The organism is Chitinophaga cymbidii (genome assembly GCF_007992715.1).
Classification (GTDB): domain Bacteria; phylum Bacteroidota; class Bacteroidia; order Chitinophagales; family Chitinophagaceae; genus Chitinophaga; species Chitinophaga cymbidii.
On sequence record NZ_BKAU01000001.1, the window covers coordinates 2,096,517 to 2,111,071 of the forward strand.

10 protein-coding genes are annotated in these 14,555 nt (G+C 52.8%); 5 read left to right on the forward strand and 5 right to left on the reverse strand.

The features are described 5' to 3' along the window. Positions 1-164: 164 nt before the first annotated feature. Together CCY01nite_RS08595 and CCY01nite_RS08600 are read left to right on the forward strand one after the other, a co-directional pair. Positions 165-1,109 (forward strand): mechanosensitive ion channel family protein, encoded by a 945-nt coding sequence (locus CCY01nite_RS08595; protein WP_186830972.1) that lies wholly within the window; start codon positions 165-167, stop codon positions 1,107-1,109. Positions 1,110-1,317: 208 nt separating this feature from the next. Continuing rightward, positions 1,318-1,692, forward strand: a complete 375-nt coding sequence (locus CCY01nite_RS08600; RefSeq protein ID WP_146859684.1) for a hypothetical protein — start codon at positions 1,318-1,320, stop codon at positions 1,690-1,692. Here CCY01nite_RS08600 and CCY01nite_RS08605 read toward each other — a convergent pair. The 3 genes from CCY01nite_RS08605 to dxs all read right to left on the reverse strand — a co-directional run bounded on the left by CCY01nite_RS08605 (position 1,681) and on the right by dxs (position 5,991). Further along, positions 1,681-2,865, reverse strand: coding sequence for a PAS domain-containing protein (locus CCY01nite_RS08605; protein WP_146859686.1), 1,185 nt, complete (start codon positions 2,863-2,865; stop codon positions 1,681-1,683). The two genes, CCY01nite_RS08600 and CCY01nite_RS08605, sit on opposite strands and share 12 nt — an antisense overlap. Positions 2,866-2,914: 49 nt before the next feature. Continuing rightward, on the reverse strand, positions 2,915-3,967 hold the full coding sequence (locus tag CCY01nite_RS08610) for a ferredoxin--NADP reductase (protein WP_146859688.1): 1,053 nt from the start codon (positions 3,965-3,967) through the stop codon (positions 2,915-2,917). Between the two features lie 95 nt (positions 3,968-4,062). Continuing rightward, complete coding sequence (gene dxs, locus CCY01nite_RS08615; protein ID WP_146859690.1) at positions 4,063-5,991, reverse strand: 1-deoxy-D-xylulose-5-phosphate synthase; 1,929 nt, start codon at positions 5,989-5,991, stop codon at positions 4,063-4,065. Positions 5,992-6,169: 178 nt separating this feature from the next. Here dxs and CCY01nite_RS08620 point away from each other — a divergent pair, with 178 nt between their 5' ends. Next, entirely contained in the window at positions 6,170-7,195 is a 1,026-nt protein-coding gene (locus CCY01nite_RS08620; RefSeq protein ID WP_146859692.1) for a sensor histidine kinase, read from the forward strand. A gap of 209 nt (positions 7,196-7,404) precedes the next feature. Beyond that, positions 7,405-8,133 carry a LytR/AlgR family response regulator transcription factor gene (locus CCY01nite_RS08625; protein ID WP_146859694.1) on the forward strand — a complete coding sequence of 243 codons (729 nt, stop codon included), beginning with the start codon at positions 7,405-7,407 and terminating at the stop codon, positions 8,131-8,133. 545 nt (positions 8,134-8,678) lie between these two features. Here the strand turns inward: CCY01nite_RS08625 and CCY01nite_RS08630 are convergent. Further along, on the reverse strand, positions 8,679-9,440 hold the full coding sequence (locus tag CCY01nite_RS08630) for a phosphoglycerol geranylgeranyltransferase (protein ID WP_146859696.1): 762 nt from the start codon (positions 9,438-9,440) through the stop codon (positions 8,679-8,681). A 289-nt stretch (positions 9,441-9,729) separates the two neighbouring features. On the opposite strand from CCY01nite_RS08630, the gene CCY01nite_RS08635 reads away from it, so the two are divergent. After that, the gene (locus CCY01nite_RS08635) at positions 9,730-13,050 is read left to right on the forward strand and encodes a vitamin B12-dependent ribonucleotide reductase (RefSeq protein ID WP_146859698.1); all 3,321 of its coding nucleotides are present in this window, start codon (positions 9,730-9,732) and stop codon (positions 13,048-13,050) included. Positions 13,051-13,738: 688 nt separating this feature from the next. On the opposite strand, the gene CCY01nite_RS08640 is transcribed toward CCY01nite_RS08635, so the two are convergent. Beyond that, entirely contained in the window at positions 13,739-14,485 is a 747-nt protein-coding gene (locus CCY01nite_RS08640; RefSeq protein WP_146859700.1) for a Dph6-related ATP pyrophosphatase, read from the reverse strand. Positions 14,486-14,555: the final 70 nt, after the last annotated feature.

Below are 14,555 nucleotides of genomic sequence, written 5' to 3' on the forward strand. Positions count from 1 at the left end.
TCCGGCACAGGTTTTTATATTTGCCGCAGGACCAAACACTGATTTGAATTATGAATGACGTTTTACAACAGCATTTCTTAGGCAACAGCGTGCAATCCTGGATCATTGCTTTATTGATGTTTCTTGGGGGATTGGTAATTATCAGGCTGTTTAGAAAGATTTTATTGTCCGTTCTGAAAAAATGGGCAGATGGCACAGAAGGACGATTCGATGATTTCATTGTGGAGGAAACCCGCCGCTCCATCGTTCCATTGCTTTACTACGGCGCATTTTATGCGGCGGTCAACTACCTGGAGATCAGCCCGCGCGCAGGAAAAGTATTACATGTTGTTTCACTCCTGTACCTCACGTTCTTTGCGGTGCGCCTCCTGATCACCGTATTGCGCTTTATACTGATGCAATATCTTTCCCGCCAGGAGAACGGCGCGGAAAAACAGCAGCAGATACGCGGCGTGATGGTGATCGTTTCAGTGATCATCTGGGCGCTGGGGCTCGTGTTCCTGATGGATAACTGGGGCTTCGACGTAACGGCCATTATCACCGGCCTCGGCATCGGCGGTATCGCCATCGCACTGGCCACACAGCAGATACTCGGCGACCTGTTCAGCTATTTCGTGATATTGTTCGACAGACCTTTTGAAGTGGGGGATTTTGTGATCGTGCAGGACAAGATCGGCACGATCGAGCACATCGGCATTAAAACCACCCGCGTGCGCAGCCTGTTTGGCGAAGAAGTCATATGTTCCAACACGGACCTTACCAATTCGCGCATCCACAATTATAAGAAAATGGAGCGCAGAAGGATCGCGTTCAAAGTGACCGTCACCTACCAGACGCCCGCCAGCACTTCCGCGCGGATCGCCGGCATGTTGAAGCAGATCATCGAAAAGGAGCCGAATGTGACATTCGACCGCGCGCACCTGTTCAACTTCAGCCAGTCAGGGCTGGAATTTGAATGCGTTTATTATGTGAGCACCGGCGATTATAACATATACATGGACGCGCAGCAGTCCATTAACATTGGCATCATCCGGAAATTCGAAGAAGAAGGAGTGGAGTTTGCTATTCCCGCGCAGAATGTATTCCTGCAGGAACGCCAGACAGCTTAATATTTTTAACGGGATGGGTGGCGTGTAAAATGAAAATTGTCGTAAATTAGAAGTGAAAGGCAGTTTCACACCCAAAGTTCTCAGACCACTTGGTTCCTTCTCTGAAGGAAAAGCTATTGTTTTGTAACAACACAGGATGATTGACACATAAGCATGGAATGTATGATGGACGAACAGTTCCGCATCATTTAACTTAAATCAATACATCATGGAAGTACCAACACAGTCCGCCGACCTGCAGGAGCAGATCATCACCTGGAAAGGTGAAGTAGATAACGTGCGCAGTGATTTGCGTGCTATGCGTTGCAGGTTGGAAGAAATGGCTCCACACCAGGCCAACCATGAAAGAATGGTGCAGGTAGAACATTTTCAGAACCAGTTCATCAGGCAGCTGGAAGTAGCGGATGAAATGTTCCACGACCTCAAGCAATCCGCCAGGAGCATGGGAAATGGCCGTCCCGCTATTGTGCACCACGACAGGCCGGTGGACAATTACGATGCCCTGCAGGACCGCATGGAAATGTTTCACAAACTATATAGTGATTTGAAAGGGGACTTCTCCCGGTTTGAGTCATTCCGGTGAATGGTTGTCCCGTAGCTGTTTCAGCTTGTCGCGGATCTTGAAAAGCACGGCATCCAGCTCGCAGGTGCTTTCCTTCAGCATACCGAACAGCTCCGTGTTGAGCGATGTTTCATTCTTCAGATCGATGACGGCAATGATGCCCAGGATGGAGGCAACAGGTTTCCTGATCTCATGTGAATTGATCCGGGCAATCTCCCGCAGCACATCGTTCTGATGCTGCAATTGCTGGATGAACCGCTTTCGCTCCGTAATATCCTGTATTACACCTATTACGCGAACGGCGTCCTGCTTTTCGTTGTAGACGATGTGCCCGCGGTCGTGTACATATTTGTAACTGCCGTCCGCGCAACGGAACCGGTATTCCGCTTCCCAGTTGGGTTGCCGGCCTGCCGCCGCTTCGCGGAAAGAAACCATCACATCGGCCGCATCATCCGGATGAACCCTTTCCATCCACCAGCTGCTTTCTTCGCGTATATCTTCCTCCTTATAACCGAACATGGAAGAAGGGCCGTGATTGCGCGTGACCTGGCCGGACTGCATGTCCCAGTAATAAATGGAATCCTGCGTAACCCTTGCCAGCAGGTCGTACCGCGTACCGATATCTTTAGCGATGATGGTGGAGCGGATCTCCGCTTCAATGTCTACCGCCATTACGAGGCGGGCATCGCGGCCTGCGTACCGGGTGCTGTGGGAGTAGATCTCAACGGGAAACGCTTCGCGGTTCTTTTTGCGGTGCTGCCAGATGCCGCGGTACGTCAGGTCCTGCCGCGTGCCCTTCACATCGTCCAGCACCTGCTGAATAGTGGCCGGATCGCGGATATGCAGGATGGTCATGCGCAGGAATTCTTCTTCGCTGTACCCGTATTTTTGTACCGCCGCTTCATTCACCGCCAGGAAACGGAGGGTTTTCCAGTCGTATATCCACATGGGGACTGGATGCCCGTAAAAGAGCTGCCGGTATTCATGTTGATTTCCAGGATAGGTTCTCGCCAGCACATAAATGAACACGGCCGACACCGTGATAAAAACCGCATGCAGTAAATATTCCAGCAAAGCGGGGCTAACCTGGGGCAATTGTGCTGAAAGAAAAAGCCATATCCCGCGATAGCTGCCGAGCCATATGATCCCCAGCAGGAGATAGAGGCCGGCTGCTCTCAGAGCAGTATAGCTCATTGTAATAGTTTGATTGAAATTATGGAATTTTGAGAATCTGGCAAACTTCTTACCATGCCAGCGTCACCTTGCTGCTTTGCGCGTAACCGGTGCAGGTGAGCACCAGTCCCTGCGACAGTTCCCGGTCCGTCAGCACTTCATTGACAGACATCCAGACCTTGCCTTCCGCGCATCGCGCGATGCAGGAGCCGCATACGCCGCCTTTGCAGCTGTAGGGAAGCTCTATGCCCTGACGCAGCGCGGCATGCAGGATGGTTTCATTGCCGGGTACGGGAAAGGTGGTTTCTTTTCCGAGATGTTGGAGTAATACCTGTTTGATGCTGCTGTCCTGCGGGATCTCCGTTTTAGCGATCTGCGCTTCCGTGTTCACCACGAAATTTTCCTTGTGCAGCTGGGATTTGCTGAAACCCATGAAAGTGAGGGTGAATTGCACCATCCGCATGTACGCGCTCGGGCCGCAGATGAAGAACTGCGCTTTGTCGCGCTCATATTTCAGATGCTGCGGGGCGATCATTTCCAGCAGGCCGTTGTTCATCCGGCGGTAGGTGGTGACGGTATCCGCCGGATCGCTGAGTATCCAGAGGATGGTGAAGCGGTCGGCAAACCGTTGTTGGAGGTCCAGTATCTGCTGGCGGAAGATGGTATTTTTTTCGTCGCGGTTGGAGTAGATGAGGGTGATATGCGCGGCGGTTTCGCGGTGCAGGGCTTCCTGCAGAAGGGAAAACAGGGGTGTGATGCCGCTGCCGGCGCCGAGCAGGAAGATGTCGCGCTTTGTATCCGGCATGCTGTCCAGCGTGAACCTTCCGGAGGGCAGCAGGGATTTCACTTCGTCGCCTACTTTCCAGGTGCGGTGGATGAAGCGGGAGATTTCGCCGTTGGTGATCCGTTTGATGGTAACAGCCATGAAGGGATCGATGCCGGGCGTGGAGCAGAGCGAATAGGAGCGGCGGTATTCCTCGCCATGCAGCTGTATAAGAAAGGTCAGGAACTGCCCGGCTTTGTAGGGCACGGGTTTACCCTGTACTTCTTCCAGCCGGTACGTCAGCGTGTCCGGTGTTTCCTGGATAATGGCCGTAATGCGAAGTTGTATATACAGGTCCATGATGAGAAGCGGGAGCGGGTTCAAGTGGATTAAAAGCTTGAAAAGCCCCTCTTTTTATTTGGAACGGCTGGGGAACATGACATGATGCTCCCGGATCAGCTTGCGTGAACGGTGATGGTGCTTTTGAGCATTTCCCTGACGGCATTGGCGATGGCGGGCGCGTCGTAGCCGCATTCGCGTTGCAGCTCCGCGGGTTTGCCGTGCTCTACCAGCCGGTCCGGGATGCCGAGGCGCCTGATCTCGGCCTTATAGTCGTTATCCGCCATGAATTCCAGCACGGCGCTGCCGAAGCCGCCCTGCAGGGCGCCGTCTTCCACGGTGATCACACGGTCGTACCGCTGGAAGATGTCGTGCAGCATATCGGTATCAAGCGGCTTTACAAAGCGCATATCGTAATGAGCAGGTTGCAGCCCGTCGGTCATCAGCTCTTTCAGCGCTTCTGTTACGAAGTTGCCGGGATGGCCGAGGGAGAGGATGGCAATGTCGCGCCCGTCCTGGATCTTGCGGCCGGTACCGATGCGGATGGCTGAAAAGGGCCTGCGCCAGTCCGGCAGCACGCCTTCGCCGCGGGGATAGCGGATCACAAAGGGCGAATTGTTTTCCGGCAGCTGGGCGGTGTACATCAGGTTGCGCAGCTCCACCTCGTTCATGGGGGCGCTGATCACCATGTTGGGAATGCAGCGCATGTAGGGAATGTCGTACGCGCCGTGATGGGTTGCGCCGTCTTCTCCCACCAGTCCCGCCCGGTCAAGGCAGAAGATCACCGGCAGGTGCTGGATGGCTACATCGTGTACCACCTGGTCGTACGCCCTTTGCATGAAGGAAGAGTAGATATTGCAGAATACGCGCATGCCCTGGGTGGCCAGGCCCGCGGAAACGGTAACGGCGTGCTGTTCGCAGATGCCCACGTCTATGGCGCGGTCCGGCATTTTCTCCATCATGAATTTGAGGGAGGAGCCGGATGGCATGGCGGGCGTGATGCCCATGATATTTTCGTTCTGTTCGGCCAGTTCTATGATGGTGTGGCCGAATACGTCCTGGTATTTGGGTGGTTGGGGGGCTTCCACGCTCTTTTTGAAGATCTCGCCGGTGATCTTGTCGAACAGGCCGGGCGCGTGCCATTTGGTCTGGTCCTTTTCCGCGAGCGCGTATCCCTTTCCTTTGGTGGTAACGATGTGCAGCAACTTCGGGCCGGGAATGTCCTTAAGGTCCTGCAGGGTATCTACCAGCTTGGTGATGTTGTGGCCGTCGATCGCGCCGAAGTAGCGCAGGTTGAGGCTTTCGAACAGGTTGCTGGAACGGGAAACCATGCCTTTTACGCTGGCTTCCAGCTTGGAAGCCATGTCCCGCGTGAATTTCTTGCCTACCGGCAGCTTGCCGAGGAGGTTCCACACATCGTCCCGGAACTTGTTGTAAGTATGGGAGGTGGTGATGTCCGTCAGGTATTCTTTCAGCGCGCCCACGTTCGGGTCGATGGACATGCAGTTGTCGTTCAGGATGATCAGGAGGTTGGCATTGGCCACGCCGGCGTGGTTCAGCGCCTCAAAGGCCATGCCCGCCGTCATGGCGCCGTCGCCGATAACAGCAATATGCTGGCGGTCGTGCTCGCCTCTGTTTTTGGAGGCGATGGCCATGCCCAGCGCCGCGGAGATGGAGGTGCTGGAATGCCCTACGCCGAAAGTATCATATTCGCTTTCACCGCGGTTCGGAAAACCGCTGATGCCTTTGTATTTACGGTTGGTATGGAAAACGTTCTTGCGCCCGGTCAGGATCTTGTGGCCGTAGGCCTGGTGCCCCACGTCCCACACCAGCTGGTCGTACGGAGTGTTATACGCATAATGGAGGGCAACGGTAAGCTCCACCACGCCAAGGCTTGCGCCGAAGTGACCGCCATGCACGCTCACTACGTCGATAATGAACTGGCGCAGCTCGTCGCACACCTGGTGCAGTTGCTCTCTGTTCAGTTTTCGCAGATCAGAGGGGTATTCGATCTGGCTCAGTAATTGACCGGCCGTAATTTCCATATTCGCATTAGGGTTTAATGCCCAAAAATACAAGTTTTTACGCTATTTCCCGGCTCCCATTTAAACGCCCATTCCACCATTGATAAAAATTGCCTTCAGGGAGCGGTTGTCAGGTGCTAATTTTGAAATAAGCGCCCCGGTGTGCATAAAGTCGCAGGAGTTTGCTAACTTTTCATGAATGTTTAAACGTTTGTCAAAATATTGGTGGTGCCAGATCCTGGGGTGGGGAGCTTATGCCTTTTTATACTTCTTCTTCGGCTTCTTTTTCGGTATACTGGATTTGTTATGGGTGAAATACGTCCTGTCCGTTGTGGTACTGGGCATCCTCATCACGCATGCTTTCCGGGCAATTATCGTCAAATACAAGTGGATCAGGATGCCATTTGAGAAGCTGGCCATCTATTTTTTCTTTGGAGTGCTCATCTGCTCTACCATTCAATCGTTCCTGCTGACCTTGCTGGGAACGCTTTTCAACGATGATCAGCATAACTTTTATGATATATGGGGCCGGTCTTTCCTGCATCAGACGGTTTTCCTGTCCCTGTGGGCGGTGATCTATTTTCTCTGGCATTACGTGGAGGAAAGCAGGAACTCCCAGATGGGCAACCTCCAGCTGGAAGCTACCGTAAGAACGCTGGAACTGAAAACGATCAAATCGCAGCTCAACCCGCATTTTATCTTTAATGCGCTGAACAGCATCCGGGCTTTGGTAGACGAAAATCCGCGCCGCGCCCGCACCGCCATTACCGAGCTGAGCAATATCCTGCGCAGCTCCATGCAGGCGGACAAAGCGGAGACCGTGAGCCTGGAAAACGAACTGAGTATCGTAAAAGATTATCTTGCACTGGAAACCATCCGCTTTGAGGAAAGGCTGAAAGTGGAATTTGATATAGACCCGGAAACAATGGAATTGCCTGTTCCGCCCCTGATGCTGCAAACCCTGGTGGAAAACGCCATCAAGCACGGGATCTCAAAAGAGGTAAAGGGCGGGCATATCCTGATCGGATCGCAGGTGCGCAACATGCAGCACGAGATCACTATCCGGAACACCGGGCAGATCGTAGAGAACCTGAGCGGCAACGGCTTCGGCCTGATCAGCACCCGGCAGCGGCTCGGACTGCTGTTCGGCAAAAGGGCCTCCTTCGAGATCTATAACCTGGACCCGGCAACGGTGGAAGCAAAAGTGCAGATGCCGCTGCTGTAAGTATCGGTCATCAACCAAAAAAAACAGTTTGAAGCCGGCACGGCTCCATCTGACCCGTAAAAACTAAATATGGACAGATGAAATCGAGCATGAAAATTATTCCATACCGGGAAATGATAATGCGAGGTTCATCTGTTCATGGAAGCGCAAAGCGTTCACTGAAGCAAAAAGCAAGACATCGTGAACGAATAAAATACAAATATTGACAGATGAAAAAAGCATTGATCATAGACGACGAAAGACTGGCCAGGAGCGAGCTGAAAAAGCTGCTGGCGGATCATCCCGAGATCGTGGTGGTAGGAGAGGCGGTGAATGCAAAAGACGGGATCGAGAAGATAGAAACCCTTCGTCCCGACCTGTTATTCCTGGACATTCAGATGCCTGATAAAACGGGCTTCGACCTGCTGGCCGAGCTGGAAAGATCGCCGCAGGTGATATTTACCACGGCGTATGACGAATATGCCCTCAAGGCGTTCGAGTACAATGCGCTGGACTACCTGCTCAAGCCGGTAGAGCCCAAACGCCTGGCGGACGCCATCCACAAGCTGCATCAGCAGGATGAAAAAGAACGCCTGGCCGCCGCTTCCGGCATCCGGAACATTCTCGGGGAAAATGACCAGGTGTTCGTGAAGGACGGGGACCGCTGCTGGTTCGTGAAGCTGCAGGAAATACGGCTGTTCGAAAGCGTGGGCAACTACGCGCGCGTTTACTTCGAAACGAACAAGCCGCTGATCCTGAAATCGCTCAACGCGCTGGAAGAGCGCCTGGACGAGAAAGTGTTCTTCCGGGCCAACCGCAAGCACATCGTGAACCTGCGGATGATAGAGCGTATCGATACCTATTTTAACGGCGGGCTGCTGCTGGAAATGCGCGGAGGGGAAAAGATCGAGGTAAGCCGCAGGCAGGCCGTAAAGTTTAAGGAGATGATGAGCCTTTAAGGCGCAGACTGAACCGGATGCAGGCATAAACAGGGCGCGAACGGCGCCCGCAAACATACATGGCAGGAAGCACAGCTCCTGCAGATGAAAGGGACGATTCCAGGCGGAAGATCGTCCTTTTTCATTTAAACAAAGGAGCCGTCCTTGAAAGGACGGCCCGGCTAAATTATGCTTATGAAAAAAGGCCTTGTGGGCCATAACTTATGACTACGTTTATTCGTTCCGGTTAGTAGCATGCTGCCGGCGCCCATGCATCTTTCGCCGATGCTGAACATTGCCGCATGCATATAACCAACATACCCTTTTTACAGGGATATCCGGAATCCGCTCAGGTCGATTAACAAGGGAATGAAAAAAATACGTTGATCTCTGCTGGATGGACTAATTCTTTCACGGGAGCATACTTCACGGTTATGCCAGGGATCGGTTGGTTTGTTCTGTCTGGAATTACTAGCTCTAAATTTCGGTGCTAAGATAAATAACCTTCGTGAAGTTTTTATTACTTTCTGTGAGAAGGCCAATAATTTTTGTGGTACTGGAAAAGATCAGCGTTTTGAGGTAACGGGCGTGCCATGTACGGCGTCCGCAATTTCGCGGATCAGGGAGATATCTTTTTCAATGGCGTTGCCAACAACAATGATGTCTGCTCCGGCTTTACAGTTGAGATATGCTTTTTCCGCATCCCTGATGCCACCGCCGACGATCACCGGCACTTCCACCTGGCTGGCTACCCGGTGGATCATGCTTTCTGTAATGGGTTTGCGCGCTCCGCTGCCGGCGTCCATATAGATCACCTTCATGCCGAGCATGTCTCCCGCCATAGCGGTGCACATGGCAATATCATCCTTATCTGCGGGAATGGGAGTGGCGTTGCTGATGTAGGAAACAGTCGTGGGCGCGCCGCCGTCGATCACCATGTAGCCGGTGGAGATCACCTCCAGCCCGCTCTTTTTAACGGCTGCGGCAGACACCACATGCTGCCCGATGAGCAGCTCCGGGTTGCGGCCCGAGATCATGGAAAGGTAAAGCAAAGCATCGGCATACCGCGAAACCTGCGACGGGCTGCCGGGGAAGAGGATCACCGGAATAGAGCAGGTAGCCTTGATCTGCTGAACCACTTCATCGAGATGATTCGTAATAACAAGACTTCCTCCCAGGAAAATATAATCGACCTTAGCTTCGGTACATTTGGCGGTCAGATCAGCAATTCCGGTAGGTGTAACCTTGTCGGGATCAATCAAAACCGCGAATGACTTTATACCTTTTGCCTTTCTCTCGATAAAGGAACTGTATATTTTTCTGTACATTAATTTTACATTGTTCCGGTTGTTCGCAAATGTATAAATTTTTTTCTAATAAGGTACAGGCTTTAATAAATATGTATGGTGTTGAATTTCCACAGAAATCAGCGCTAAAAGGATGCCAAATCTTCATTTTCCGTCTTTAATTGTTAATGCCGGACGCTGCGGTGCTTATGCACACGCTGTGGATAATAAAAGTAGGTGCAGCGGTCATTAAAAATTATTTTAGTAATCCTGCATAGAGAGTTATTTATGAATAGATTTTGCTAATCCTGTTAATACAAATCATTAGGGCATGAAAAATCAAGTTACCAAGGCTGGCGGCCTGGCGTTTACCCGTCACTTTACCCGGGAAGGCGTTAGCCCCTACGATCAGTTTGAATATGACCTCCGTACCTCTGTGATCCGGAACCCGGGCGGAGATGTGGTATTTGAGATGAATAACGTGGAGGTCCCGAAATCGTGGTCGCAGATCGCCACGGATATCCTTGCTCAGAAATATTTCCGCAAAGCGGGCGTACCACAGCCGGACGGCTCGTCGGGGCGCGAAACCTCGGTGAAGCAGGTCATTCACCGCATGGCGAACTGCTGGCGCGCCTGGGGCGAAAAGTATAATTATTTCGCGTCCAGAAAAGACGCGCAGGTATTTTACGAAGAGCTGGTGTATTGCATGCTGAACCAGGGCTGTGTACCGAATTCCCCGCAATGGTTCAATACCGGCCTCCACGAAAGCTACGGCATCACCGGCAAGCCGCAGGGCCACTATTACGTGGAGCAACGCACCGGCAAGCTGGAAAAATCCACTTCCGCCTACGAGCGCCCCCAGCCGCATGCCTGCTTTATCCTGAGCGTGAGCGATGACCTGGTGAATGACGGCGGGATTATGGACCTCTGGGTGCGGGAAGCCCGCATCTTCAAATACGGCTCCGGCGTGGGCACCAATTTCTCGCAGATCCGCGGGGAAGGTGAAAAGCTCAGCGGCGGCGGCACTTCCAGCGGCCTGATGAGCTTCCTCAAGATCGGCGACCGGGCTGCCGGCGCCATCAAATCCGGCGGCACCACCCGCCGCGCGGCCAAAATGGTGTGCCTGGACCTGGACCATCCCGAGATACTGGAATTTGTGAACTGGAAAATGGAAGAGGAAAAGAAAGTGGCCGCCCTCATCGCCGCGGGCTATTCCTCCGACTACGAAGGAGAAGCCTACCGCACCGTCAGCGGCCAGAACTCCAACAACTCCGTGCGCATCCCCAACAGCTTCTTCCATGCCCTGGCGGAAGACGGCGAATGGGAACTGAAAGGGCGCATGAACGGTAAAACCGTCAAAACCGTGAAGGCAAGCGACCTGTGGAACCAGATCGCCTATGCCGCCTGGCGTTGCGCGGACCCCGGCACGCAATACGACACCACCATCAACGAATGGCACACCTGTCCACAGGGCGGCCGCATCAATGCCTCCAATCCCTGCTCCGAATATATGTTCCTGGACAACACGGCCTGCAACCTCGCTTCCGTGAACCTGCGCCGCTTCTTCGATGAAGAAAACGCCCGGTTCGATGTGAGCGGGTTTGAATATACTGTAAGGCTGTGGACCGTAGTGCTGGAGGTGTCCGTACTGATGGCGCAGTTCCCCTCGAAGGAAGTGGCGCAGCTCAGCTACGACTACCGCACGCTGGGCCTCGGCTACGCCAACCTCGGCTCCATGTTGATGGTGAGCGGCATCGCGTACGACAGCGAAGAAGCCCGTGGTATCGCCGGCGCCATCACCGCAATCATGACCGGCATTTCTTACAAGACTTCCGCGGAACTGGCCGCCCACCTCGGCCCCTTCCCGAAATATGAGGAGAACAAAAACGACATGCTGCGCGTGATGCGCAATCACCGCGCCGCGGCCTATGACGCCACGGATGCTTATGAAGGGCTGGAGATCAAGCCCCAGGGCATCAATGCGCGCTTTTGTCCGGATTACCTCCTGAAATCCGCCACCAAAGCGTGGGACGATGCCGTGAAGCTCGGAGAGCAGCACGGTTACCGGAATGCGCAGTCCACCGTGATCGCGCCCACCGGCACCATCGGCCTGGTGATGGACTGTGATACCACCGGCGTGGAGCCCGACTTCGCCCTCGTGAAATTCAAGAAGCTCTCCGGCGGCGGGTATTTCAAGATCATCAACCAGTCCATTCCCACCGCGCTGCGCAACCTCGGATATAAGGAGAACGAAGTGAAAGCCATTGTGGATTACGCCAAGGGCACCGGCAGCTTCGCGGGGGCGCCATACATTAACATCCAGACGTTAAGTGAGAAAGGATTTATCGGGGAGGAGCTGAAGAAGCTGGATGCTGCGGTGGCATCTTCTTTCGATATTGCGTTTGTCTTCAACGTATACACGCTCGGCGAAGAATGCCTGCAACGCCTGGGATTCAAGCCGGAACAGTATTTCAGCCTGGAATTCAGCCTGCTGCATGAGCTGGGCTTTACCGATGAGCAGATCGATGCCGCCAACGATTATGTTTGCGGTACGATGACGGTGGAAGGGGCGCCTTACCTCAGGGAAGCTCATCTTCCGGTGTTCGACTGCGCCAACAAATGCGGCAAGAAAGGCGAACGCTACATTCATCCGCATGGTCACATCCGGATGATGGCCGCCGCACAGCCGTTCATCTCCGGCGCAATTTCAAAGACCATCAACCTGCCCAACGAGGCCGTGGTGGAAGAGATCGCGGATGCTTACAAGCTGAGCTGGGAACTGGGCCTTAAAGCCTGCGCGCTGTACCGCGACGGCTCCAAGCTGAGCCAGCCGCTGAGCAACAAAAGCGACAAGCGTAAAAAGACGGAAGACAGCGCCGAAGCCACCGAAAGCAGCGCGCAGATCATCGATATGAACCAGCTTACGATCGACGAACTGCTGGAAGAGCTGAACAAGCGCATGCTGGCCAGCGCGGATACCTCCCTGAAACGCGCGCTGAGCCGTATTGTGGAGAGGAAGACCCTGCCCGCCAAGCGCCGCGGCTTCACCCAGAAGGCCAAAGTAGGCGGCCAGCCCATCTTTCTGCGCACCGGCGAGTACAACGACGGCACACTGGGAGAGATCTTCATCGATCTTGCAAAAGAAGGCTCCACCCTGCGCAGCCTGATGAACTGCTTCGCGATCGCCGTGTCCGTTGGCCTGCAATACGGTGTGCCGCTGGAAGAGTTTGTAGACAAGTTCGTGTTTACCCGCTTTGAGCCCGCCGGCATGGTAGATCACCCGAATATCAAATCATCCACTTCGCTGATCGATTACATTTTCCGCGTACTCGGATACGAATATCTCGGCCGCACGGACCTTGTGCACATCCTGGACGCGCCTGGCAATACCGGGGAAGACGAATGGGATGAGCCCGTTGCAAAACCGGAATTATCCAATGTAAGGATCATCGGCGCAACGCCGCCGGCCGCATCGCCGAAAACGGTGAAAAGCCAGCCCGTAGCGGCTACCAGCGGAGAAAGCGGTACGCAGGAATACATGCGCAGCATGCAGAGCGATGCGCCGGCCTGTAATACATGCGGACATATCACCGTTCGTTCCGGCACCTGTTACAAATGCCTGAATTGCGGGAACAGCATGGGTTGCAGCTGATGAAAACGGTATTTAGTTTAGGAATGTTTAACAAGCGTAACAAGGAAAAATGGTTTTTGGCTGATCGCTGAAAGCTGCGGTGGTACCGGGTTTGTGAGGTATATATGATAAAAAAACTTTGTTAATTATTTGTTATTCGGACTTAAAAATTTCAAATAAAGTTAATATAGATATACCTTTGATTTTAAATAGGGTTTTCATAGGATAGTAACAAATTGAGGGCGCTTTTCTAGGTGCCCTTTTTCTTTTCCCTTTATTGAAAAAATGCCCTTTTTTACCCCATATCTGCCCGCAAGCACCCAAATAAAAATAAACTGCATCTGCACCCGGTACTTTATAACAACGCCATCTGATACTGTTGCAAATAACGCCATGATTCTACTGCGGTGAAAAAATCTCTCTGCCTGAAGAAGTATACTTTTTTGAAAAACATTCAATAATCAGCCGCTATTTTCGTATTTATTCATTTTATTCAACATATTTTGCAGTTTTTGAATATTACGAATTAGATGAATTTATTTATTTAATTAATTTTATATTTGTTAAAGTATTAATTTTTATATGGTTACTGTCCTATGAAAAACCAAATATTCCTACACCGCGAGAATCTTCTTGCATTGTAAATGACTCTCGAAAGCAATGGATTTTTCCATTGCTTTTGTTTTTTCAGACGATTTAATAACGATGATCAACCCGGCAGCAGGTCGCAGAAGAAGAAACGGGTGTCCCATTCAGCAGGGGCAGCACGGAAGCAATCATTGTCACCCTCTTTATAACAATCACTTCCATTATTACCGGCAGGCGTATAGGAACGTTCTACCGTTTCGCCGGTTGTAAAGGCCACCGGCGCCTTGAATATTGGCCCATCGAACACAAAACTGTGGAATTCACCGTTTTCCCCGCAGGGATCAACCCCGGCCGGAAGATCGGCCAGGAAAGACGCATCTATCAGCCGCCCGGCGAACGAGGCCGGCAGGTATTTCGCATTAACACATACGATCACCGCTTTGAACCCCGCGGCAATGAATTCTCGCACCAGCCCCGCGCTATCCCTCTTCCACAGTGGAAACACCCCCTGCATGTCCACCTGCGCCAGCTGCGTTTCGCGGTACGCCCGCAGGTCTTCCAGGAAAATATCCCCGAAAACGGCCTGCCGCACCCCCTCGGCCCGGAACCGGGAAAGCCGCTCCCGCATAATACCATTGTAATCCTCCATGGAAGCATTCTCCGGCAACCATGCTTTCACCAGCTCAATACCGGTTTGCCGCGCCTGCTCGTCCAGCAGCTCCTCCCGTACACCGTGCATGGACACGCGGCGGTGCGCCGCGCTCAGCGTGGTGAAGAGGTAACGGATATCGTATTTCCCTTCCTGCTGCAGTTGCCACAGGGCTAAAGAGGCGTCTTTGCCTCCGCTCCAGTTGATATATGCATTCATTTAACGTAAAATTATTCAAAATCCCGCTACCGGCGCTACCCGCCGCTGTCCGGAATACAATATATTTGAA